19 protein-coding genes are annotated in these 21,559 nt (G+C 70.1%); 12 read left to right on the top strand and 7 right to left on the bottom strand.

Features of this window, described 5'->3' with window-relative positions; genetic code table 11:
- The 3 genes from JHN45_RS38165 to JHN45_RS38155 all read left to right on the top strand — a co-directional run.
- Positions 1-606: AMP-binding protein (locus JHN45_RS38165; protein ID WP_201054170.1), on the top strand; the 606-nt coding region annotated here is incomplete at its 5' end.
- 19 nt (positions 607-625) lie between these two features.
- The gene (locus tag JHN45_RS38160) at positions 626-856 is read left to right on the top strand and encodes a hypothetical protein (RefSeq protein WP_201054169.1); all 231 of its coding nucleotides are present in this window, start codon (positions 626-628) and stop codon (positions 854-856) included.
- A gap of 5 nt (positions 857-861) precedes the next feature.
- On the top strand, positions 862-1,251 hold the full coding sequence (locus JHN45_RS38155) for a hypothetical protein (RefSeq protein WP_374195666.1): 390 nt from the start codon (positions 862-864) through the stop codon (positions 1,249-1,251).
- A 90-nt stretch (positions 1,252-1,341) separates the two neighbouring features.
- On the opposite strand, the gene JHN45_RS38150 is transcribed toward JHN45_RS38155, so the two are convergent.
- Positions 1,342-1,506: a hypothetical protein gene (locus JHN45_RS38150; protein WP_200713857.1), complete on the bottom strand. Its 165-nt coding sequence runs from the start codon at positions 1,504-1,506 to the stop codon at positions 1,342-1,344.
- A gap of 226 nt (positions 1,507-1,732) precedes the next feature.
- Positions 1,733-4,690, bottom strand: a complete 2,958-nt coding sequence (locus tag JHN45_RS38145) for a BTAD domain-containing putative transcriptional regulator (protein ID WP_201054167.1) — start codon at positions 4,688-4,690, stop codon at positions 1,733-1,735.
- Positions 4,691-5,077: 387 nt separating this feature from the next.
- Between JHN45_RS38145 and JHN45_RS38140 the strand changes: the two genes are divergently transcribed.
- The 3 genes from JHN45_RS38140 (at position 5,078) to JHN45_RS38130 (ending at position 8,008) form a co-directional block, all read left to right on the top strand.
- The gene (locus tag JHN45_RS38140) at positions 5,078-6,334 is read left to right on the top strand and encodes an amidohydrolase family protein (protein WP_201054166.1); all 1,257 of its coding nucleotides are present in this window, start codon (positions 5,078-5,080) and stop codon (positions 6,332-6,334) included.
- The gene (locus tag JHN45_RS38135; protein WP_201054165.1) at positions 6,331-7,254 is read left to right on the top strand and encodes an LLM class F420-dependent oxidoreductase; all 924 of its coding nucleotides are present in this window, start codon (positions 6,331-6,333) and stop codon (positions 7,252-7,254) included. The genes JHN45_RS38140 and JHN45_RS38135 overlap by 4 nt, the downstream gene beginning before the upstream one ends.
- Before the next feature lie 103 nt (positions 7,255-7,357).
- Positions 7,358-8,008, top strand: a complete 651-nt coding sequence (locus JHN45_RS38130; RefSeq protein WP_201054164.1) for a response regulator transcription factor — start codon at positions 7,358-7,360, stop codon at positions 8,006-8,008.
- Between the two features lie 21 nt (positions 8,009-8,029).
- Here the strand turns inward: JHN45_RS38130 and JHN45_RS38125 are convergent, their stop codons facing one another.
- Both JHN45_RS38125 and JHN45_RS38120 read right to left on the bottom strand, forming a co-directional pair.
- The gene (locus JHN45_RS38125; protein WP_201054163.1) at positions 8,030-8,833 is read right to left on the bottom strand and encodes a hypothetical protein; all 804 of its coding nucleotides are present in this window, start codon (positions 8,831-8,833) and stop codon (positions 8,030-8,032) included.
- Positions 8,834-8,892: 59 nt separating this feature from the next.
- Positions 8,893-9,627, bottom strand: a complete 735-nt coding sequence (locus tag JHN45_RS38120; protein ID WP_201054162.1) for a hypothetical protein — start codon at positions 9,625-9,627, stop codon at positions 8,893-8,895.
- Positions 9,628-9,787: 160 nt separating this feature from the next.
- On the opposite strand from JHN45_RS38120, the gene JHN45_RS38115 reads away from it, so the two are divergent.
- From JHN45_RS38115 to JHN45_RS38100, 4 genes are all read left to right on the top strand, one after another.
- Entirely contained in the window at positions 9,788-10,558 is a 771-nt protein-coding gene (locus tag JHN45_RS38115) for an SDR family NAD(P)-dependent oxidoreductase (RefSeq protein WP_200713864.1), read from the top strand.
- Positions 10,559-10,673: 115 nt separating this feature from the next.
- Positions 10,674-11,792: an LLM class flavin-dependent oxidoreductase gene (locus tag JHN45_RS38110; RefSeq protein WP_200713865.1), complete on the top strand. Its 1,119-nt coding sequence runs from the start codon at positions 10,674-10,676 to the stop codon at positions 11,790-11,792.
- A 122-nt stretch (positions 11,793-11,914) separates the two neighbouring features.
- Positions 11,915-13,636: an amidohydrolase family protein gene (locus JHN45_RS38105; protein ID WP_201054161.1), complete on the top strand. Its 1,722-nt coding sequence runs from the start codon at positions 11,915-11,917 to the stop codon at positions 13,634-13,636.
- Entirely contained in the window at positions 13,633-15,096 is a 1,464-nt protein-coding gene (locus JHN45_RS38100) for an aldehyde dehydrogenase family protein (protein WP_200713867.1), read from the top strand. The genes JHN45_RS38105 and JHN45_RS38100 overlap by 4 nt, the downstream gene beginning before the upstream one ends.
- Positions 15,097-15,111: 15 nt before the next feature.
- Here JHN45_RS38100 and JHN45_RS38095 read toward each other — a convergent pair whose 3' ends face one another.
- The 3 genes from JHN45_RS38095 to JHN45_RS38085 all read right to left on the bottom strand — a co-directional run bounded on the left by JHN45_RS38095 (position 15,112) and on the right by JHN45_RS38085 (position 17,595).
- Positions 15,112-15,549 carry an SMI1/KNR4 family protein gene (locus tag JHN45_RS38095; RefSeq protein WP_201054160.1) on the bottom strand — a complete coding sequence of 146 codons (438 nt, stop codon included), beginning with the start codon at positions 15,547-15,549 and terminating at the stop codon, positions 15,112-15,114.
- A 20-nt stretch (positions 15,550-15,569) separates the two neighbouring features.
- Positions 15,570-15,965 (bottom strand): nitroreductase/quinone reductase family protein, encoded by a 396-nt coding sequence (locus JHN45_RS38090; protein WP_200713869.1) that lies wholly within the window; start codon positions 15,963-15,965, stop codon positions 15,570-15,572.
- A gap of 100 nt (positions 15,966-16,065) precedes the next feature.
- A complete protein-coding gene (locus tag JHN45_RS38085; protein ID WP_201054159.1) occupies positions 16,066-17,595 on the bottom strand; it encodes a CehA/McbA family metallohydrolase in 1,530 nt (509 codons plus the stop codon).
- Between the two features lie 240 nt (positions 17,596-17,835).
- Between JHN45_RS38085 and JHN45_RS38080 the strand changes: the two genes are divergently transcribed.
- Together JHN45_RS38080 and JHN45_RS38075 are read left to right on the top strand one after the other, a co-directional pair.
- Entirely contained in the window at positions 17,836-20,421 is a 2,586-nt protein-coding gene (locus JHN45_RS38080; RefSeq protein WP_201054158.1) for a bifunctional FO biosynthesis protein CofGH, read from the top strand.
- Between the two features lie 93 nt (positions 20,422-20,514).
- Positions 20,515-21,066, top strand: a complete 552-nt coding sequence (locus tag JHN45_RS38075; protein ID WP_200713872.1) for a hypothetical protein — start codon at positions 20,515-20,517, stop codon at positions 21,064-21,066.
- Positions 21,067-21,559 lie beyond the last annotated feature (493 nt).

Here is a 21,559-nt window from a genome sequence, read left to right as displayed (position 1 = left end):
GTGGGCACGGTCCTGACGGCGTACGGCCTTTCGGAGGCCAGCGGCATCGTCACCATGTGCCGGCGCGGGGACGACCCGTCGGTCATCGCGTCGACGTCGGGGCGGGCGATCCCGGGCACGGAGGTCCGGGTGGAGGCGCCCGTCGGCTCCCCCGGCGAGGTGCTGGTCCGCGGCTTCAACGTGATGCGCGGCTACTACGAGGACCCGGCGGCGACGGCGGAGGTCCTGGACGCGGACGGCTGGCTGCGCACCGGTGACGTGGGCGTCCTGGATGCCGACGGCAACCTCCGCATCACCGACCGGATCAAGGACATGTTCATCGTCGGCGGCTTCAACGCGTACCCGGCGGAGATAGAGCAGCAGCTGGGTCTGCATCCCGATGTGGCCGACGTGGCGGTGATCGGCGTACCGGACGCACGGCTCGGGGAGGTCGGGAAGGCGTACGTCGTCCGGCGGCCGGGGGTGACCCTGACCGGCGACGACCTGATCGCCTGGGCCCGCCGCGAGATGGCGAACTACAAGGTGCCGAGGGTCGTGGAGTTCGTGGGGGAGCTGCCTCGGAACGCGAGCGGGAAGGTGGTGAAGGGGGAGTTGCGTGGTTTGTGACCGAGGTACGGTCGCCGGTATGGCAACAAAGAAGTACACCGTCACGCTTCCGGAGGAACTTGCCGAGGAGATTCGGCGGGAGGTCGGGAGCGGGGGGTTCAGTGCGTACGTCACCAAGGCCGTAGAGCGCCAGCGTGAGCGGGATCTGCTGGGGCAGTTGGTGAACCGGCTGGAGGAGGAGCACGGGGTCGTCACGGAGGCGGAGTTGGCTGCGGCCGAAGCTGAGCGGAAGGAACTTGAGGCGAGTTGACGATCGTGAGCGCGTATGTCCTGGACAGTGAGGGTCTGTTGCGGGCGGTGCGCGGTGAGCGGATGATGCTGGCCCGGCTCAAGGACGCGTATCGGAACGGGATCCGCGTGGTGACCAGTTCAATGACCCTCGTTGAGGCGTACCACGGACAGGTGAATCTCGAGGCGTGGAACTGGATGACGTCCCGTGTTGTGGTCGAGCCGGTGACGCGAGAAGTGACAGACGCCGCGATCGCCCTCCTGAAGGACACCGGCCTGCACGGCCACAAATACGCCATCGACGCCGCCCTCGCGGTCATCACCGGGCGCCAGCCGGGCGGTGTCGTGCTGTACACGTCCGACGTGGACGACATGCGGAAGCTGTGCCCGCCGACGGTGGCCGTCAGAGGCCTGTAGTTCCCGCGCCCCGGTCTCCGGACATGCATCGGCCGCGACGGCTCCCCCTCGGTGCCGCCGCGGCCGATCCCCCGTGTGGAGGCAGGTCCGTCAGGCCTCTTCGTCCGTGACGTGGACGTTGTCCGTCGTGACCGTGCCGGAATCCGCCGCCGCCTTGACCGTCAGCGGCTCGTCGGTGACGTGGACGTTGTCCGTCGAGAGGACGGTCGGCTCGTCGGTGACGTGGACGTTGTCGGTGGTGTTCTCGTCGCTCATCTTGCGCTCCCCTGTGTTGTGCGGTGACTGGACAAGATCCGCCCGGCAACTCCCCCGAAGACTGCCGGGCGGATCTTGCGGGCCGGTTCACCCTAAGGGCCCGGTCCTGTGTCGTTCCGCCTGCCCCCCGACGCGACGGCCCGACACGATTGAGACTGCCTGGCCGCGATAAACGAACGATGAACGCCCGCCCTGAGCCCGGCGCCGGAGCCGGTGCCGCAGCCCTTCAGGCCGTCTGTGAGGGCGCCAGCAGGTCCCTGACCTCGTGCGCCTCCGGAGCGCCCAGCGCTTCGAAGATGTCCAGTGCCTCACGCCAGCACACCCGCGCCCGGTCCAGCTGGCCGATCCCGATGAGGGCCCGGCCCAGCACCGTCAGGACGTTGCCCTGCCGCCAGTCGCCGCCGACGCCGCGCAGCAGCGTCAGTGCCATCTCGGCGTTCGCCGCGGCCTGTGCGGGACGCCGTGCGGTGAGGTCGAGTTCGGCGAGCCGGAAGACGGTCATCCCCTCCCACAGCCGCTGCCGCCGGTCCCGGAACACCCGCAGCGCCTCCTGAAGGCACTCGGTCGCCTCGGCCAGCTTCCCGCTGCGGGTGAGGGCGAGGCCCAGCGCGTAGCGGCCGTTGGCCCCCTTCAGGTCGTGCTCCATGTCGTCGTACATCGCGGTGCCCTGCCGGGCCAGGGCGACCGCGCTCTCCGTGCGGCCGGTGGCCAGGTGGGTGCGGGAGAGGTTGCAGAGGGCGCTGGCTTCGCCCGGACGGTCCCCGACCACACGGAAGTTGTCCAGGGCGCGGGTGAAGTGCTGTTCGGCGTCCGCGAAGCGGCTCTGGTACATCGCGACCGCGCCGCTGATGTTCGACGACCAGCAGCTGGTGAGCGCGTCGCCCTCCGCCTCGGCCAACTCGATGGCCCGCTCGCCCTCTTGGACGGCCGCGTCGAACCGGCTGCCGGAGACGTGGTGCACGAAGGCCAGCGCCATGAACGCGCGTGCCTCGCTCCGGGCGTCGCCCGTCTCCTGGGCCACTTCCCGCAGCCGTTCCGCGACGGCCTCGTACTCCTTGGAGTTGGTCCCCGACTCGGCCAGGTCGCACGCCGCCCACAGCACGTCCACGGCCCGCCGGAGGGTCCCGCTGCGCGCGGCCTGGCGGACGCAGGCCAACAGGGAGACCGCCTCGGCGTAGAGCCAGTCCTGTGCCGCGTGCCGGTCCGAGAACACGAGCCCCGGATGTTCGGCGTGCTCCAGGTGCTCCACCAGCCGGTCCCCGGGCCGTTCGATCAGGTAGACGCCCGAGACGGTGGCCAGATAGAAGTCCAGCAACCGGGAGATCGCCGCACCCCGCTCGCTCGGCGACGATTCGTCCCGCTCCGCGCACGCACGCGCGTAGAGCCGCACCAGGTCGTGGTACCGGTAGCGGCCGGGCGCCGCCGACTCGACGAGTGACGTGTCGACGAGGGACTCCAGGACGTCCTCCGTCTCCTCTACGGACAGGTCCAGTACGGCCGCCGCCGCGGCGAGGGAGATGTCGGGGCCGTCGGCGAGGCCCAGCAGGCGGAAGGCGCGTGCCTGGGCCGGCTCCAACTGGCCGTAGCCCAGCTCGAAGGTGGCCTTCACGGCGAGGTCGCCGGCCTGGAGTTCGTCCAACCGGCGCCGTTCGTCCGCGAGTTTGGCCGCGAGGACCGAGACCGTCCAGGTGCGGCGGGCCGCGAGCCGGGAGGCCGCGATGCGGATCGCCAGCGGGAGGAAGCCGCACGCGGCGACCACGTCCAGGGCGGATTCCCGTTCGGCCGCGACGCGTTCGGTGCCGACGATCTTCGTGAAGAGCTGCAACGCCTCCTCGGGTGACATCACGTCGAGGTCGACGAGATGGGCCCCGGCCAGGTCGACCATGCGGACGCGTGAAGTGACCAGCGCCGCGCAGCCCTCCGTGCCCGGCAGCAGCGGCCTGACCTGGGCCGCGTCCCGCGCGTTGTCGAGCAGCACCAGCACCCGGCGGCCGTCCAGCACGGACCGGTACAGCGCCGACCGCTCCTCCAGCGAGTCCGGAATCGCGGAGTCGGCCGTGCCCAACGCCCGCAGGAACGCGCCGAGTACGGTCTCCGGTTCCGCGGAGCGGGAGCGCGCGCCCTGGAGGTCGACGTACAACTGGCCGTCGGGGAAGGCGGATCGGGCCTGGTGGGCCACGTGCACGGCGAGGGTCGTCTTGCCGACGCCGCCGATGCCGGCGAGCGCCGACACCGCCATGACACGGCCCTCGGCCGACGCCAGAACCTCGCTCAGCTCCGACACGAAGGACGCGCGGCCGGTGAAGTCCGGGACGGTGGCCGGGAGTTGGTGGGGGCGGACCGGTGCCGGCGCGGTCTCCGGCGCGGGTGCGGACGGTTCCGCGAGGGCGGGGTCGGCCTGGAGGATGCGCTGTTGCAGTTCGCGCAGGCCGGGGCGCGGGTCCACGCCCAGTTCGTCGGCGAGCAGCCGCCGGGTGTCGGCGTACACGGCGAGGGCCTCGGCCTGGCGGCCGGAGCGGTACAGGGCGAGCATGAGCAGTTCGCGGAACCGCTCCCGGAGCGGGTGCGCGGCCGTGACCGCCGTCAGTTCGCTGACCGCCTCCGCGTGGCAGCCCTGCTCCAGGTCCATGTCCAGCCGCGATTCGAGGAGTTGGAGCCGCCACTCCTCCAGGCGGACCCGCTGGGCCCCCGCGTACGGGCCCGGCAGTCCGGCCAGCGGCTCCCCGTCCCACAGGGCCAGCACCTGGCTCAGCAGATCCCGCGCATGGCACAGGTCACCCGCCGACTTCGCCTTCTCCGCCTCCATCGCCAGATCCTGCGCCACCGCCGAGTCCAGCGCGCCGTCGGGCAGGCCCCGTACGGCGTACCCGCCCGACTCGCTGACCAGGACCCCGGCGTCCAGGGCCTTCCGCAGCCGCGACGCGTACGTACGCACCGCGGCCAGTGCCTGCGACGGAGGGTCGTCGCCCCACAGGGCGTCGATCAGCTCGGCGGCGGTCGCCGTCCGGCCGTCACGCAGCAACAGCGCGGCGAGCAGGGCGCGTTGCTGGGGAGAGCCCATGGGCAGCGAAACAGGGCCCCGCCAGGCACGTACCGGACCGAGCACGCTGAAGCGCAGCGCCGTCGACTCGTCCGAGTCGGAGCCGGGGCGCCACTGCTCCGGTACTCGCGGTCCACCGTCCATCGCCGTTCCCCCTAGGCCCTGTCGTCACATTCCCGTCTGCCAGGCGACGCCATGCACGCACTCTCGCCGCACCGGGCCCGAACCCGAGTACGTCCAGTACGCGAGTCCGGGCCCGGCACGCCGAGAGCACGCACCTGACGCCGCCGGGCCCGCCCTCCGGGCGGACGACGGGAATGTGACGACAGGACCTAGGCATGCCTGACAACTACGCCAGTTTGCCTTGTTGGAGGCGGTCGCGTCAGCACTCGGAGACAGCGCTCACAGGTCGGCACGCGGGATATCACAAGGCTCTCACACGGCCCGCGCACAGTTCCGCACAGAACCGAGCACCCCGAACCCGGATCCAGCTAGCTGACGGGTCGTCAGATCGGCGCTACCGTGAGCGCCATGGACACCCAGACCACCACTCATGCCGCACCCGGGACACCCCTTCCGCCGATCATCTCCGTCGACGACCACACCGTGGAGCCCGCCGACGTCTGGCAGCAGCGGCTGCCCAAGAAGTACCTGGACACCGGCCCGCGCGTGGTGCGCGCGCCGCTGAAGGAAATGACGTTCCTCGGCGGCCGGTTCAAGCCCGTCATGGGCGAACCCGGCGACGACGGACCCATCGGCGACTGGTGGGTGTACGAGGACCTGCACCGCCCCCTCACCCGCCTCGACACCGCCGTCGGCTACAGCAGGGACGAGATCAAGCTCGAAGTCATCACTTACGAGCAGATGCGTCCGGGCTCCTACGACGTCCCGTCCCGGCTCGCCGACATGGACGTCAACCACGTCCAGTCCGCGCTCTGTTTCCCCACCTTCCCGCGCTTCTGCGGCCAGACGTTCACCGAGGCCGCCGACCGCGAACTCGGGCTGCTCTGCGTCCGCGCCTACAACGACTGGATGGTGGAGGAGTGGTGCGGCCCGCAGGCGCAGGGCCGCCTCATCCCGCTCCCCCTGATCCCGCTCTGGGACGCGGAGTTGGCGGCGGCGGAGGTCCGCCGCAACGCGGCCCGCGGCGTCCGCGCCGTCGCCTTCTCCGAGATACCCCCGCACCTCGGCCTGCCCTCCATCCACACCGACGCCTGGGACCCCTTCCTGGCGGCCTGTGCCGAGACGCGGACGGTCATCGCCATGCACATCGGCTCCAGCAGCCGTATGCCGTCCACCTCCGCCGACGCCCCGCCCGCCGTCGGCTCCACGATCACCTTCGCCAACTGCTGCTACTCCATGGTCGATTGGCTGATGAGCGGCAAGTTCGAACGCTTCCCCGACCTCAAGGTCATGTACGCCGAGGGCCAGATCGGCTGGATCCCCTACATCCTGGAACGCGCCGACGTGGTCTGGGAGGAGAACCGCGCCTGGGGCGGCGTCGCCGACAAGGTCCACCGCCCGCCGTCCGAACTCTTCACCGAGCACGTCTACGGCTGCTTCTTCGACGACGCCTTCGGCCTGAAGAACCTCGACTCCATCGGCGTCGGAAACGTCCTCTACGAGACCGACTACCCCCACTCCGACTCCACCTGGCCCAAGTCCCGCGAGGTCGGCGAGGCACAGATGGGGCACCTGCCGCCGGACGTGGTCGAGCGGATCGTCCGGGGCAACGCGATCGACCTGCTGGGCCTGACACCGGACGGCCTGTGGGGCGGGCCCGCATGAGCGGCCTCGCCTACGGCATCCAACTGCCCGTCCAGTCGCAGAGCACCATCTACGCCGAACCCTGGGAGGCCGACGCGGGCCCCGCCGACCTCGTCGCGATCGCCCGCGCCGCCGACCGGTCCGGCTTCGACTACATCGCGGGCTGCGACCACGTCGGCGTCCCGCGCCGCCTCGCCGCCGCGATGAGCACCATCTGGTACGACCCCGTCGCCACCCTCGCCTTCCTGGCGGGCGTGACCGAGCGGGTCCGACTGCTCAGCCACGTGGCGGTAGTCGGGCTGCGGCACCCGCTGATCACCGCCAAGCAGTACGCCACCCTCGACCACCTCAGCGGCGGCCGGCTGCTCCTCGGGGTCGGCGCCGGGCACGTACGGGAGGAGTTCGAGGCACTGGGCGTCGACTTCGACCGCCGCGGGCCCGTCCTCGACGAGACGATCGACGCCCTGCGCGCCGCCCTCGGACCCGACGAATTCCCCGAGCACCACGGCAAGTTGTACGACTTCGAGGGGCTCGGGCAGCGGCCCAGGCCCGCGCAGCAACACGTGCCCATCTGGGTCGGCGGCTCCTCACCCGCCGCCGTACGCCGGGCCGCCCTCAAGGCCGACGGCTGGCTGCCGCAGGGCGACCCGCGCGACCAGCTGCCCGCGCAGATCGAACGGATCCGGCGACTGCGCGAAGAGGCCGCCCTCCAGGGGCCGTTCATGTTCGGCGCCATCACCGAGCCGCTGTACGTCGGCGACCCGGGGTGGGAGGTCGGCCGTCGCACGCTCACCGGAACGCCCGAAGCCCTCGCCGAATCGCTGCGCGCCTACCGGGCGATGGGCGTGGACCGGATCCAGGTCCGGTTCCGCTGCCGCGACCGCGCCGAACTCACCGACCAGATAAGCGAGTTCGGGACCGAGGTGGGGCCGCTGCTCTGACCACGACCTGTCCCGGTGATCACAACCTGTTTGAACACGGTCACGCCGAGCCGCGTATGTATGGACGTACGGACGTCATGGCTTCCGGCGGAAGGACCCCGCAGTGCGATCCTCCGAGCGACTCGTAGTTGTCCTGGCCTCCGTCGGGGACACGTGGCCGCACAATGACTGGCCCGCCCCGGACGATCAGTACGTGGACCGTGTGGTGCGTGTCTCCCCGCCCTACGACGGGCTGGGAGAGACCACGGCGGACGTCGTCGTGCTGCACTGCGAGGACCCGGCGGCATCCTTTCCGGGGCTGCTGGACGTGCTCCGCACCCGGGGTGTCCCGGCGATCGTGGTCAGTGCGCGCCAGGACACCGACGCGGTGGTCGAGGTGTTCCGGGCCGGGGCGGGCTATCTGGTCGAGGGCGACCACTGCCCCCAGATGATGTCCTCGGCGGTACTGGCGGCCACCGTCGGGCACACCTACCTCTCGCCGACCGCCTGCGACGCCCTGCGGGAGGGGGCCTCGCGGATGGCCGCGACCGACGAGGCGATGGAGCGGCTGCGCGCGCTGCTCTCACCGCGCGAGCAGCAGATCATGGAGCTCCTGTCGACCGGCCTGGGCGCGCAGCAGATCGGGCAGCGATTACGGCTGAGCGAGAAGACCGTCCGCAACAACCTCAGCAACATCTACGCCAAGCTGGACGCCAGGAGCGGCACGGACGCGGTCCTGCGCTGGCTGGGAGCCACGCCCGTGCTTCGCACCTGAGAATCGTTCGAAGAACGCCGGTCAGGGTGCCGGGACCTCCGACAGTGGAATTTCCACGTCGGTGACATTGGCGCCGCCCTCACCGAATCCGGGTTCCTCGTCCTGGAGCGCCTTCGTCGAATTCAGCGCGCTGTCGGCCTCGGCGGTGCCGCATTTCACGTTCCGCAGCCAAAGCCGCCCGTCGGGCGTTCCGTTGTTCAGGATCTGCGGGTAGAAGACGTGCACGGTCGCGGCGCCCTCGCTCGGCGCGAAGAACACCGTCTGGCCGTCCTGCGCCTCCTTGTACGTGGCCTTCAGGAATCCGCTCACATCGGTGCGCTTGGCCGACCACATGAAGAACGCGGTGCTGTCCGCCTGCACCGTGTCCGTGCGGCTGAACGCCAGCGTGGTCGTCTTGTCGTCACGCGTGATGTTGATGGTCGACGTGCTGAATTCCAGGCCGACTTCGAAGAGCGAGTTCCCGAGTTTCGTGCCGGCCTCGGTGACGGTGCCCTCCTCCACCTGGAGGGTCCGGGTCACGGACGTACTGATGTTGAAGGTCTTCGTCGCGGTGCCGGTGGAACCGCAGTTGTCGGTCACCGGGGAGACGCGTTCGTTCGGTCCGAGACTGTTCGCCTTGAACTGGACGTCGACGAACTGGCAGTCGGCCAGCTTGTCGGAGTCCGCGGAACAGTCGGCGGTCACCTCGGACGGGGTGGCGGCGTTCGCCTGGTTCATCAGCGGGACGATCACCGCGAGCGCCGCCACGGGGGCCAGCATCAGGGTGACGCGCTTCTTCTTGCTCCGGTGGCTTCTGCTGGTGCTGCGGCGGCCGGTCCGGGACATGGGTATCTCCTGAGGGTGTAAGGGAGTTGAGCTGCGGTTTCGTGGGGGCAGCCGGTGGGTCAGCAGTCCTCCAGGACCGCCTTGGAGGTGCCGTCCACGACACCGGGGGCACCGGCGGCACCCGGCAGGATGACCGGTCCCTCGACGACGTCCGGTGCCACGAAGTTCTGCTCCGGGCTGGCGGGCAGGGTGGTGGTCTGTTCCCGGGCGTCGACGCGCACCCGCCATTCGCCGGTCATGCGCTGCAACTTCGGCGTGAACTCCATGTGGAGCACCTTGCCGACCGGCACGTCCCGCGCCTCCGTGTCGCCGGCCGTCGCCGACTTCACGGTCATGTCGAGGGTGCCCTTGTGCTTGGCCCAGGCCCCGCTGAGGAATCCGAAGAGGCCGCCCGCGGCGCCCTGTTGGGTGGAGACGTACGTGCCCTGTCCCTGGGCCGATGTCGAGGACCAGGCGATGGAGACCTTGGCCGGATCGGTGGCGTTCGGCTCGCAGTTCGGGAAGTCGATGGACGCCTTTTCGGTGGGCCCGTCGAAGGTCTCGAAGTTCGTCTCGACATAATCGCAGTTGTCGGCCTGGAAACCGTCGGCGAACGCCCCGCCGAAATCCTCCACCGACCGTTTCTCGCCGTTGACCACCGCCGACCGCTCGCACATGGTCATGATCTGGTCCGGCGTCTTCGCGTCGGCCGCGTTCGCCGACGGAAGCAGGGCGACGACCACTCCACCGGTGGCGAGTGCCGCGCCGATCGCGACATACCTGACTTTCCTGTTGCGCAATCTCCGCTTTGCCATACCCGGCATTCTTGGAGTCAAGCCGAGGTATGGCCAGGGTCAAATGTCCCTACTCCGCGGTCACTTCAAGTGTGCTTGTGCAATCCACGGTTCTCCATCTGACGCTGCGTCAGATGCGGCGGTACGATGACCTGCATCCACCGATCCCGAGGAGGCCCGCATGGGCAAGCTGGACGGGCGTGTCGTCATCGTCACCGGAGCGGCGCGCGGACAGGGGGAGCAGGAGGCGCGGCTGTTCGCGGCCGAGGGCGCGAAGGTCGTCGTGGCGGATGTGCTGGATGAGCAAGGGGAGGCGCTGGCAAAGGAGTTGGGCGCGTCCTATGTGCATCTCGATGTCGGCGAGGAGGCGGACTGGAGTGCCGCCGTGGGGGCCGCGAAGAAGACGTACGGGCGGATCGACGGCCTCGTCAACAACGCGGGGATCCTGCGGTTCAACTCCCTTGTGGACACGCCCCTCGAGGAGTTCATGCAGGTCGTGCGGGTCAATCAGGTCGGGTGCTTTCTCGGGATCAAGACCGTGGCGGCGGCGATGGAGGACGGCGGCACGATCGTCAACACGGCCTCGTACACGGCGGTCACGGGGATGGCGGCCGTCGGGACGTACGCGGCGACCAAGCACGCCATCCTCGGGCTCACCCGGGTGGCGGCCCTGGAGCTGGCCGACCGGCGGATACGGGTCAACGCGATGTGTCCCGGCGCCATCGACACCGCGATGTCCAACCCGGCCCAACTCGACCCGGACGCCGACGTGGAGGGGATGTCCCGGGCCCTCGACGAGCTGTACCGCAAGCTCGTGCCGCTCGGGCGGATCGGGAAGCCGGCGGAGGTCGCCCGCCTCGCGCTGTTCCTGACGTCGGACGACTCGTCGTACATCACCGGGCAGCCGTTCGTGATCGACGGGGGGTGGCTGGCGGGGGTCAGTGTCATCTGACGTCCCCGTCCGGCCCGCAACATCTGACGGTGCGTCATCTATTGACGAATCTGACGCTACGTCAGAAAGTCGTAGCACTCATAGGGACCACCTGGACTTGGGACGGTGAACCTCCTTGGAATTCGGGCTCTTTGTACAGGGATACGTGGGCAAGCGGGCCGAGACGGATCCGCTGGCCGAGCACAAGGCGCTGATGGAGGAGACCGAGTACGTCATCCAGGCGGACAAGTCCGGTTTCAAGTACGCCTGGGCGTCCGAGCACCACTTCCTGGAGGAGTACTCGCACCTCTCGGCGAACGACGTCTACCTCGGCTACCTCGCCCACGCGACGGAACGCATCCACCTGGGATCGGGGATCTTCAACCCCCTCGCCCAGGTCAACCACCCGGTGAAGGTCGCCGAGAAGGTCGCCATGCTCGACCATCTCTCGGGCAACCGCTTCGAGTTCGGCAGCGGGCGGGGTGCGGGCTCGCACGAGATTCTCGGGTTCATACCGGGCGTCACCGACATGAACTACACCAAGGAGATCTGGGAAGAGACCATCGCCGAGTTCCCCAAGATGTGGCTCCAGGACGAGTACGTCGGCTTCCAGGGCAAGCACTGGCAGCTGCCGCCGCGGAAGATCCTGCCGAAGCCGTACGGCAAGGCGCACCCGGCGATGTGGTACGCGGCGGGCTCCCCTCCGTCGTACGCCATGGCCGCGCGCAAGGGGCTGGGTGTCCTCGGGTTCAGCATCCAGAAGGTCTCCGACATGGAGTGGGTGCTGGAGCAGTACAAGACGGCGATCGTGAACGCCGAGCCGGTGGGGGCGTTCGTCAACGACAACGTGATGGTGACGACGACCGCGATCTGCGCGCCCACGCATGACGAGGCGATCCGGATCGCGACCAGCGGTGGGCTGCACTATCTGCCCTCGCTGGTGTTCCGGTACCACGACACGTTTCCTCGGCCCGAGGGGTTCCCGGTGTGGCCGGAGACGCTGCCCGAGTACACGCCGGAGTTCGTCGAACTCCTCGTGGAGGAGGAGCTGTTGATCTGTGGGGATCCGGACGAGGTGCTCACGCAGTGCAAGCGGTGGGAGCAGGCCGGGGCGGATCAGTTGAGCTTCGGGTTGCCGGTGGGGGTGCCGAAGGAGGAGACGTTGCAGACGATTCGGTTGATCGGGGAGCACGTGATTCCGAAGATCGACACGGATCCTGTTCACCGGACGACCCGGTTCCGTCAAGCGGCTTGAGGGTGCGTCGCGGGGTGCGGGCGCGTTGTGGCTGGTCGCGCCCACGCGGCGGTAGCCGCAAATCGATACAGCCCCGCGCCCCTGAGTGAGTGCCCCTGGCCGGAGTGGAGGAGGTAGCCCTCGTGCTTGATCACGTCATCAAAGGCGCCACCGTTGTCGACGGGACCGGGGTGCCCGCATTCGTCGCCGACGTCGGTATCCGCGACGGGCGGATCGCCGTCGTCGGCACTGTCACCGAGGAGTCCCGTACCAGCGAAGATGCGCGCGGTCTCGTCCTCGCGCCCGGGTTCGTCGACCCCCACACCCACTACGACGCCCAGCTGTTCTGGGATCCGTATGCCACGCCCTCCCTCAATCACGGGGTGACGACCGTCGCCGCCGGGAACTGTGGGTTCACGCTCGCGCCGCTGAAGCCGGAGGACGCCGACTACACGCGGCGGATGATGTCCAAGGTCGAGGGGATGTCGCTGGTCGCGTTGGAGGAGGGGGCGCCCTGGAGTTGGCGTGGGTTCGGGGAGTATCTGGACGCGCTGGAAGGGCGGATCGCGGTCAACGCCGGGTTCATGGTGGGGCATTGTGCGTTGCGGCGGTACGTGATGGGGGCGGATGCCGTTGGTGGGCAGCCCAACGCGGAGCAACTCGCCGCGATCGTAGGGCTGTTGCACGAGGCCATGGACGCCGGCGCCTGGGGGTTCTCCACCACCCAGTCCTCCACCCACTCGGACGGGGACGGGCAGCCGGTGGCCTCCCGGCACGCTCGGCCGGAGGAACTGCTCGCTCTCTCGCGGGCCGTGGGGGAGCACGAGGGGACGCAGATCGAGGCGATCGTCGCCGGGTGTCTGGATCAGTTCAGTGACGCGGAGATCGATCTGTTCGTCGAGATGAGTGCGGTGGCCGGGCGGCCGTTGAACTGGAACGTGCTGACCGTGGATGCCGCCGTGCCCGAGCGTGTGCCCCGGCAGCTGTTCGCGAGTGAGCGGGCGCGGAAGGCCGGCGGGCGGGTCGTCGCGCTGACCATGCCGATCCTCACGCCGATGAACATGTCCCTCGGCACCTTCTGCGCGCTGAACCTGATCCCCGGGTGGGGGCCGATCCTGAGCCTCCCCGTGCCCGAGCGGATCGCCAGGCTGCGCGAGCCCGACGTACGGGCCGAGATGCTGCGGAACGCCAACAGCAAGGAGGCCGGGGTCTTTCGGCGGCTCGCCAACTTCGGGCGGTACGTCATCGGCGACACGTACAGCGTGGCCAATGAGGGGCTGACCGGGCGGGTGGTCAAGGACATCGCCGAGGAGCGGGGGCAGGAGCCCTTCGAGTGCCTGGTCGAGATCTGCGCGGCCGATGAGCTGCGGACCGTGTTGTGGCCCATGCCCTCCGACAACGACCCGGCCTCCTGGGCGCTGCGTGCCGAGACCTGGCAGCACGAGGACGTGCTGCTCGGCGGGTCCGACGCGGGGGCGCATCTGGACCGGATGTGCGGGGCGCCGTACACGACCCGGTTCATCGGGGACTGTCTGCGCGGGCGGAAGCTGGTCGGGCTCGAGCAGGCCGTCAAGATGCTGACCGACGATCCGGCGCGGCTGTTCGGGCTGAGGGAGCGTGGGCAGGTGCGGGAGGGCTGGCATGCGGATCTGGTGCTCTTCGACCCGGAACGGATCGACGCCGGCAAGGCCACCTTGCTGCACGACCTGCCGGGTGACAGTCCGCGCCTGGACTCCAAGGCGATCGGCATAACTGCCGTGTGGGTCAACGGGGTCGAGGCCATCCGGGGCGATGTGGTGAGCGGGTCCGTGCCGGGGCGGGTGCTGCGGTCGGGGCGGGACACCAGGACGGTGAGCACCCGGTGAGTTCTCAAGTCACCGATGGGCAGCGGTTGTTCGTCGGCGGGGAGTGGGTCGAGCCGGACGGCGGGCACTACGCCGTCGTCGATCCCGCGACCGAGGAGACCGTGGGGTGGGCGCCGGAGGCCTCGCGGGAGCAGGTGTTCGCCGCCGCCGCGGCGGCCCGGGAGGCGTTCGGGCCGTGGTCGCGCACCCCGCCCGAGGAACGCGCGGCGATCCTCGGGCGGGCGGCGGACCTCGTCCGGGGCGCGCTGGTGCCGTACGCCGAACTCGCCCAGGCGGAGACCGGCGCCACGACCGGGACCGCGCGGGGCATGCAGGTGGGCGTGGCCGCCGCCCGGTTCCGGCGGTACGCGACCGTGGAACCGGCCGAGTGGGCGATCGCGCCGCAGGTCAACGAGGCCGGGCCGTTCGGGCGGGCCGCCGTCATGGGCGCGCTCGCGGTACGGCAGCCGGTCGGGGTCGTCACCTGCATCACGTCGTACAACAACCCGTGGGCCAACCCCGCCGGGAAGATCGCGCCCGCCCTCGCCATGGGCAACACGGTCGTCGTGAAGCCGGCCCCGCAGGACCCGCTGTCCGTCTACCGGATGGCGGAGGCGCTGGAGGCGGCCGGGGTGCCGCGTGGGGTCGTGAACGTCGTCAACGGGCGTGCCGTGGAGGTCGGGGAGGCGGCCGTGGAGTCGCCGGACGTCGACATGGTCAGCTTCACCGGCTCCACGGCCGTCGGGCAGCGCATCGCCGAGGTGTGCGGGCGGGGCATGAAGCGGCAGTTGATGGAGCTGGGCGGAAAGGGCGCGGCCGTCGTCTTCGACGATGCCGACCTCGCCTCCGCCGTCTCCGGGATCGGTACGACCTTCTCCTTCTACAGCGGGCAGATCTGCACGGCGCCGACGCGGGTGCTGGCACAGCGGGGCGTCTACGACCGGGTCGTCGAGCAACTGGCCGCCTACGCGGGCCGGTTGAAGGTCGGGGACCCGCGCTCGCCGGACACGGTGGTCGGGCCGGTGATCTCGGCCGTGCACCGGGAGCGCGTCGAGTCGTACGTCGAACTCGGCCGCAAGGAAGGCGCGGTGGTCGTCGCGGGCGGTGAACGGCCGTCCGGTGGGCCGGGGTTCCTGGTCGCACCCACCGTGCTGGCCGACTGCACCGCCGAGATGCGGGTGGTCCGCGAGGAGATCTTCGGCCCGGTCGTCGTGGTCGTCCCCTTCGACGACGAGGAGGAGGGGATCGCCCTCGCCAACGACAGCGACTACGGCCTCATCGACTACGTCTGGTCCGGCGACGTGGCCCGCGCGTTCCGCGTGGCACGGCTGCTGCGGGCCGGCGGGGTGGGCGTCAACACGGTGGGCCGCAACATGGAGGCACCGTTCGGAGGCTTCAAGAAGAGCGGCGTCGGCCGGGACGTCGGCTCGTACGCGCTGCACGCGTACAGCGAGGTGCAGGCGATCGTCTGGCCGGGGTGAACTTCTCGTTCCCGGCTACTGATACCAGCCGTCGCCCTCGGACGAGAGGGAACGGTTCAGGTAGTCGTGCAGATCCCGGGCCACCCACCGGCGACTGTCGTCCTCGTGCTCCCACACGAAGACGTCGTGCCGCCCGTCGGGAACGCGTACGAAGGCGAACTGGTCGCCGCCGCCGTTGTCGCCGAAGAAGAGCAGCGGTTCGAACGGCATGTAGAGGTCGGCGAAGGTCGGTTCCGACCAGAAGGACAGGTTGTCCTCGACGATCCTTTCCAGGGGCCAGACGGTGGCGAGTGCGTAGGGGCCGCTGATGCCGTTCGTCTCCTGGAGCAGATCCGTGAGGGCGTCGGGGATCCGTCGCCCGAGCCTCCGCTCCGCCGCGCGGAGGGACGGCCGATCGACGGGGTCGGCGAACTTGGCCTCGGGGAAGGCTTGTTGGGCCGCTTCTTTCCACATGGGTGCAGAGTAGGCGGGGCTCAGTCGCGCAGATCCACCCGCACCGTCAGCAGGCTCGACCCCATCGCCTTCACCGCCGCGCTGTTGAAACGGGGCAGGGTGCGCAGGCGGGCGCGGGGGTCGTCGTCGGGGAGGAGGTGGGCCGTGCCGGTGTGCCAGCGGCCCATGATCCGTACCCGGACCTCCGGGTTCGCCTTGATGTTGCGGACGTAGTGGGAGAGTTCGCCGAACTCCGAGACCAGCCAGAAGGTGTCGCCGACACGACGGCCGCCGAGCGGGGTGCGGCGCGGCACGCCGGAGACGCGGCCGGTGGTCTCCAGGACGGTCTGGGTGGGGAGGCGGCGGGTGACCGAGTTCAGGACGCGCTGGATTCGGCTGACGGTGCGGTACTTGGACTCGGGGGTCGACGGGGGCATCGGTTCTCGGATCTCCTGTTGATCGGCCGGGATGTGTCCCCCCATGGTGCCGTGCGCGTCCCACACGGGATCCGTCGGCGTCGGCGACGCCGTCCTCGGTTCACCGTCCGGCGGCGCCCAGGAAGATCGGATTCGTGAACGCGGCCAGCGCTCCGGGGAGCGGCCCGGCCGCCGTCTCGTGCCTCAACTCGGCCCGTACGTAGGCCGCGTAGGCCGGAGTCGTGCGCCATTCCACGGTGCCCGTGCCCCCGACCGGCAGCGGATCGCCGGTGAGCAGCACGCCCTGGTCGGTCACGAGGCGGACGGTGCAGCGCGGGGCGCCGGTCACCTCCAGGCGGACGGTGACGGAGGCGTCCCGGGCGATCTCCAACCGCTCGCCGATACCGGCGTGTTCGCCCTTCGGCCCCGTCGCCGTGAAGGCCAGCGAGACACTCTTCGACTCGGCGACATAGGAATGCCCCGCCCGAATGCCGTCCTGGATCGCTTCCCGCGTCAAGTCGTCGGCCAGGACGACGGTTTGGGGCAGGCCGACCGCGTCCGGGTCCCGGTGGGCGTCGCTGTTGCCCATCGCCGGGAGCCACTCCCGGTTCTCCCGCACCGAGGCCACCAGCGTCGCGTCCCAGGAGGCGAGGGCCACCTCGTCGTCGGGCGTGTAGGGGCCGTTCCACACCTCGACGGCGTCCGCCTCGCCGAAGCCGAACTTCCAGGCGCAGCCGATGCACGTGGCGTGCGGATGCGCGGGCACGACCAGACCGCCGGCCCGGCGGATCTCACGGGCGAACCGGCCGAAACGGTTGTCGCGGGCCCGGTACCGCCAGTCGACGAAAGTGCCGGGTTCGGTGCCGAGGGCGACCACGTGACCGTTGCGGGTCGTGACCTCCTCACCGAGCATGATCAGCAGGTCGTCACTCGCCTCCGAGGCCCAATGGGGGTGCGAGGAGTGCGTGTTGTGCTCGGACGTGTTGATGAAGTCCAGGCCCGCCGCACGCGCCAGCGCCGCGATCTCGGCGGGCGTGCGGCGCCCGTCCGAGTACCAGGAGTGCAGATGGCAGTCACCCCGGTACCAGGCTCGGCCCCGCCCCTTCGCCCGCTCCGGCGGATACACCGGTCGCGGGGCGGCGCCCGGTTCGCCGTAGGTGAGCGTGACCGTGAGCTCGTACGACAGTCCCTGCGGGGACACCGTGTAGGGGCCCAGCGCGATGTGCCAGGTGCCGGCCTGCACCGGGCCGGGGAGGTAGCCGGGCGTCGCGTCGTCGGCACGGATGAAGAACTCCGTGCGCGCCCCGCCCGACCAGCCCCGGAAACCCCGCCCGCCGAGGCCGGTGCCGTGCTGGTCGAAGACGCCGATGTCGAGGGCGTTGCCCTGGGTGCCGGCCGGGACGGACGGTCTGTCGTAGGTGTACGCCACCCTGAACTCACGGACCCCCGCCGGGACCTCGACGGGGACGTACACATAGTCGGGCGAACCGGTCGGGAGGGTGCCCCGAACGGTCCGCGTCTCCTGAGCGCCGCTTGCAGGGTTCGTCGCACCGCTTGCGAAGGTCACACTTCCCAACGTAAGCGCGACGGTGGCGCCCGTCACGATCAGCGCACGTCGGTCGAGGCCGTTTCCGTGATCGTCGTCGCACATGCTGCTGCTCCCGGGGTGTCGTGAGTGACGGGGATGGTGCAGAGGTGACCTGTACGACTCTGATAGTCGGCTGTGAACTCCCGGGCAAGGAAAGGGAATCGGCGGGTGACGGGAAACCGGAGCCGGTGCGGGGGAGGGCGGAGCGCTCCCGGGGCCAGTGACACCGTGTAACGACCTGACCGGCCGGAACGAATCGGGCGCCCCTCTTTGGCCTGATCACACCGATCGTATGCTCGAAGGATGACGACACCCGCGAGCTCCGGAACCGGCCCGACCGAGAACTCCATGCGTCGCGCCCTCAAACGCGCCCGTGACGGCGTCGCCCTCGACGTGACGGAAGCGGCGGTGCTGCTCCAGGCGCGCGGCGAGGCCCTCGACGACCTCACCGCGTCCGCCGCCCGGGTGCGCGACGCGGGCCTGGCGGCCGCCGGCCGCCCCGGTGTGATCACGTACTCGAAGAGCGTCTTCATCCCCCTCACCCGCCTGTGCCGCGACAAGTGCCACTACTGCACCTTCGTCACCGTCCCCGGCAAACTCCGCCGCGCCGGCCACGGCATGTTCATGTCCCCGGACGAGGTCCTCGACATCGCCCGCAAGGGCGCGGCCCTCGGCTGCAAGGAAGCCCTCATCACCCTCGGCGACAAGCCCGAGGACCGCTGGCCGGAGGCGCGCGAGTGGCTCGACGCGCACGGCTACGACGACACGATCGCCTACGTCCGCGCCATCTCCATCCGCATCCTGGAGGAGACGGGCCTGCTGCCCCACCTCAACCCCGGGGTGATGACCTGGACGGACTTCCAGCGCCTCAAGCCGGTCGCGCCGAGCATGGGCATGATGCTGGAGACCACCGCGACCCGCCTCTGGTCCGAGCCCGGCGCCCCGCACTACGGCTCCCCGGACAAGGAACCCGCCGTACGCCTACGGGTGTTGGAGGACGCGGGTCGCTCCTCCGTCCCCTTCACCTCCGGCATCCTCATCGGCATCGGCGAGACCTACGAGGAGCGCGCGGACTCCCTCTTCGCGCTGCGGAAGGTGTCGAGGGCCTACCACGGCATCCAGGAACTCATCATCCAGAACTTCCGCGCCAAGCCCGACACGGCGATGCGAGGCATGCCGGACGCGGAACTGGACGAGCTGGTGGCGACGGTCGCGGTGGCCCGCCACATCATGGGCCCGTCGGCCTGCCTTCAGGCTCCCCCGAACCTCGTCGACTCCGAGTACAAGCGCCTGATCGGCGCGGGCATCGACGACTGGGGCGGGGTGTCACCCTTGACGATCGACCACGTGAACCCCGAACGCCCCTGGCCCCAGATCGAGTTGCTGCGCGAGCAGTCGGCGGAGGCGGGCTTCGAACTCCGCGAACGGCTCTGTGTCTACCCGGAGTTCGTGGGCCGCGGCGAACCCTGGCTGGACCCACGCCTGCTGCCCCACGTACGGGCCCTGGCGGACCCGGAGACGGGACTGGCTCTTCCCGATGCGGTCGTGGAGGGCCACGCCTGGCAGGAGCCGGAGGAGGCCTTCGTGTCCTCCGGCCGTACGGATCTGCACGCGTCGATCGACACGGAGGGCCGTACATCCGACCGCCGTGACGACTTCGACGAGGTCTACGGCGACTGGGCCGCCCTGCGCGAGGCGGCGGCGCCCGGCATGGTGCCCGAGCGCATCGACACGGACGTACGGCAGGCACTGGCGACGGCGGCCGACGACCCCACGAAGCTGACCGACGCGGAGGCCCTCGCCCTGCTGCACGCGGACGGCCCGGCGCTGGACGCGCTGACGCGGATCGCGGACGACGTGCGCAGGTCGGTGGTCGGTGACGAGGTGACGTACATCGTCACGCGGAACATCAACTTCACCAACGTCTGCTACACGGGCTGCCGCTTCTGCGCCTTCGCGCAACGCCGTACGGACGCGGACGCGTACACGCTGTCGCTGGACCAGGTGGCCGACCGCGCCCAACAGGCCTGGGAAGTGGGGGCCGTTGAGGTCTGCATGCAGGGCGGTATCCACCCCGACCTGCCCGGCACGGCGTACTTCGACATCGCGAAGGCGGTGAAGGAGCGGGTTCCCGGGATGCACGTCCACGCGTTCTCGCCGATGGAGGTCGTCAACGGCGCGACGCGCACCGGCCTCTCGATCCGCGAGTGGCTGACGGCCGCGAAGGAGGCGGGACTCGACACCATCCCCGGAACGGCGGCGGAGATCCTCGACGACGAGGTCCGCTGGGTCCTGACGAAGGGCAAGCTGCCGACGGCGACCTGGATCGAAGTCGTCACGACGGCACACGAGTTGGGCATCCGGTCGTCCTCGACGATGATGTACGGCCATGTGGACCAGCCCAGACACTGGCTGGGACATCTGCGGACGCTGGCAGGGATTCAGCAACAGACCGGCGGCTTCACGGAGTTCGTGACACTGCCGTTCATCCACACCAACGCACCCGTGTACCTGGCGGGGATCGCCCGCCCGGGCCCGACGATGCGGGACAACAGGGCGGTCGTGGCGATGGCCCGTCTCCTCCTCCACCCCTGGATCCCCAACATCCAGACGAGCTGGGTGAAACTGGGCTCGGAGGGCGCGGCGGAGATGCTGCGCTCCGGGGCGAACGACCTCGGCGGCACGCTGATGGAGGAGACGATCTCGCGGATGGCGGGTTCGTCCTACGGCTCCTACAAGTCCGTACGTGACCTGGTCGCCGTGGCGGAACTGGCGGGCCGGCCGGCACGTCCGCGCACCACGCTCTACGGGGAGGTGCCGGAGGAGCGGCAGCGGGCCGCGGCCGTCTCGGACGGGCACCTGCCGGAACTGCTGCCGGTGCTGGACTGAGGGTCCGGGTGGTCGGATGGGGGCCGGTACGATGATCCGACCCCTGTTCGATCGGGATGCGGGGGCTGTGAGTAGCTGAGGAGATGCGTGCCCGTGCCTGCCTCGAAGGTCTGGGTGACCGGTCTGACGGTGGGAGCGATCGCCGCGGTCACGGTCCTGGCCGTGCAGGCCGACAAGGGGCCCCACCCGAAGGCGTCCGCCGCCCGTCCCAGCGCCTCGGCGTCCGCGCACGCGACCAAGTCCCCGAAGCCGCACGTCACCGCCGCCGCGGTACCCGCCTCCTCCGGCACCGGGCGGCGCATCGTCTACTCCGTCGGCCAGAAACGCGTCTGGCTCGTCGACGCGAGCGACAAGGCCGGCCGTACGTTCGCGGTCTGGCCCGGCACGGTGAGCCCCGACCCCGGCACCTACACGGTGTCGGTCCGCAAGGACGCCACGACCGGCTCCGACGGCGTCCAGATCGAGAACATCGTCTACTTCGCCACCAAGTCCGGCCTCAACATCGCCTTCTCCAACGCGGTGGACGGCTCGTCCCCGCCACCGGCTGCGGGCAAGGAGACGGGGGGTGTGCGGATGGGCAAGGCGGACGGGGCTGCGCTGTGGGCGTTCGGGACGACGAGCACGAAGGTGTTTGTGGTCAAGTAGTTCTTGATTGGTGGGCGTTGGGCCACTCGCTTCTTGTCAGTGTCGGGCTGGAGCGGACCGAGTAAAGGGCGCTCCCTGCGGTCGCGTCGGCTTCGCCGATTCCGCTGCGCTCCACCCTTGACTAGGTCCGCTCCAGCCGCACGCCGGGCCGGCTCAGCGGCCAACCCTGAGTGGACGGCCCCGAGGGGTGGAGGTAGGGGCAGGGGGCTGGCTACACGCACGAGAACCGGCTCGGCTTTCGCGTGGGTTCTGGGCCCGGCCCTGCCGGGAGGCACGGACGGGGTCGATCGGGAGTGGGTATCGACTCCGCCTCGGAGGAGACCGGCTCGGTCGGCGGGTGGGGGGCGTCAGAACTCGCTGGGATCGTCCCCATGAATGGTGGCGGGGCCGGCGGCTGGCGCCCGGTGGCTGGTGGCTGGTGGCTGGTGGCTGGAGCTCGTCCGTGGGCCGCCCGGAGGCCGAAGGCCTGGGTGCCTGGGGCCGGAGGCCTGGG

Source organism: Streptomyces sp. MBT53 (genome assembly GCF_016654115.1).
Taxonomy (GTDB): Bacteria; Actinomycetota; Actinomycetes; order Streptomycetales; family Streptomycetaceae; genus Streptomyces.
Note: the sequence above shows the minus strand (reverse complement) of the source record. Positions and strands in the feature narration are given on the sequence as shown.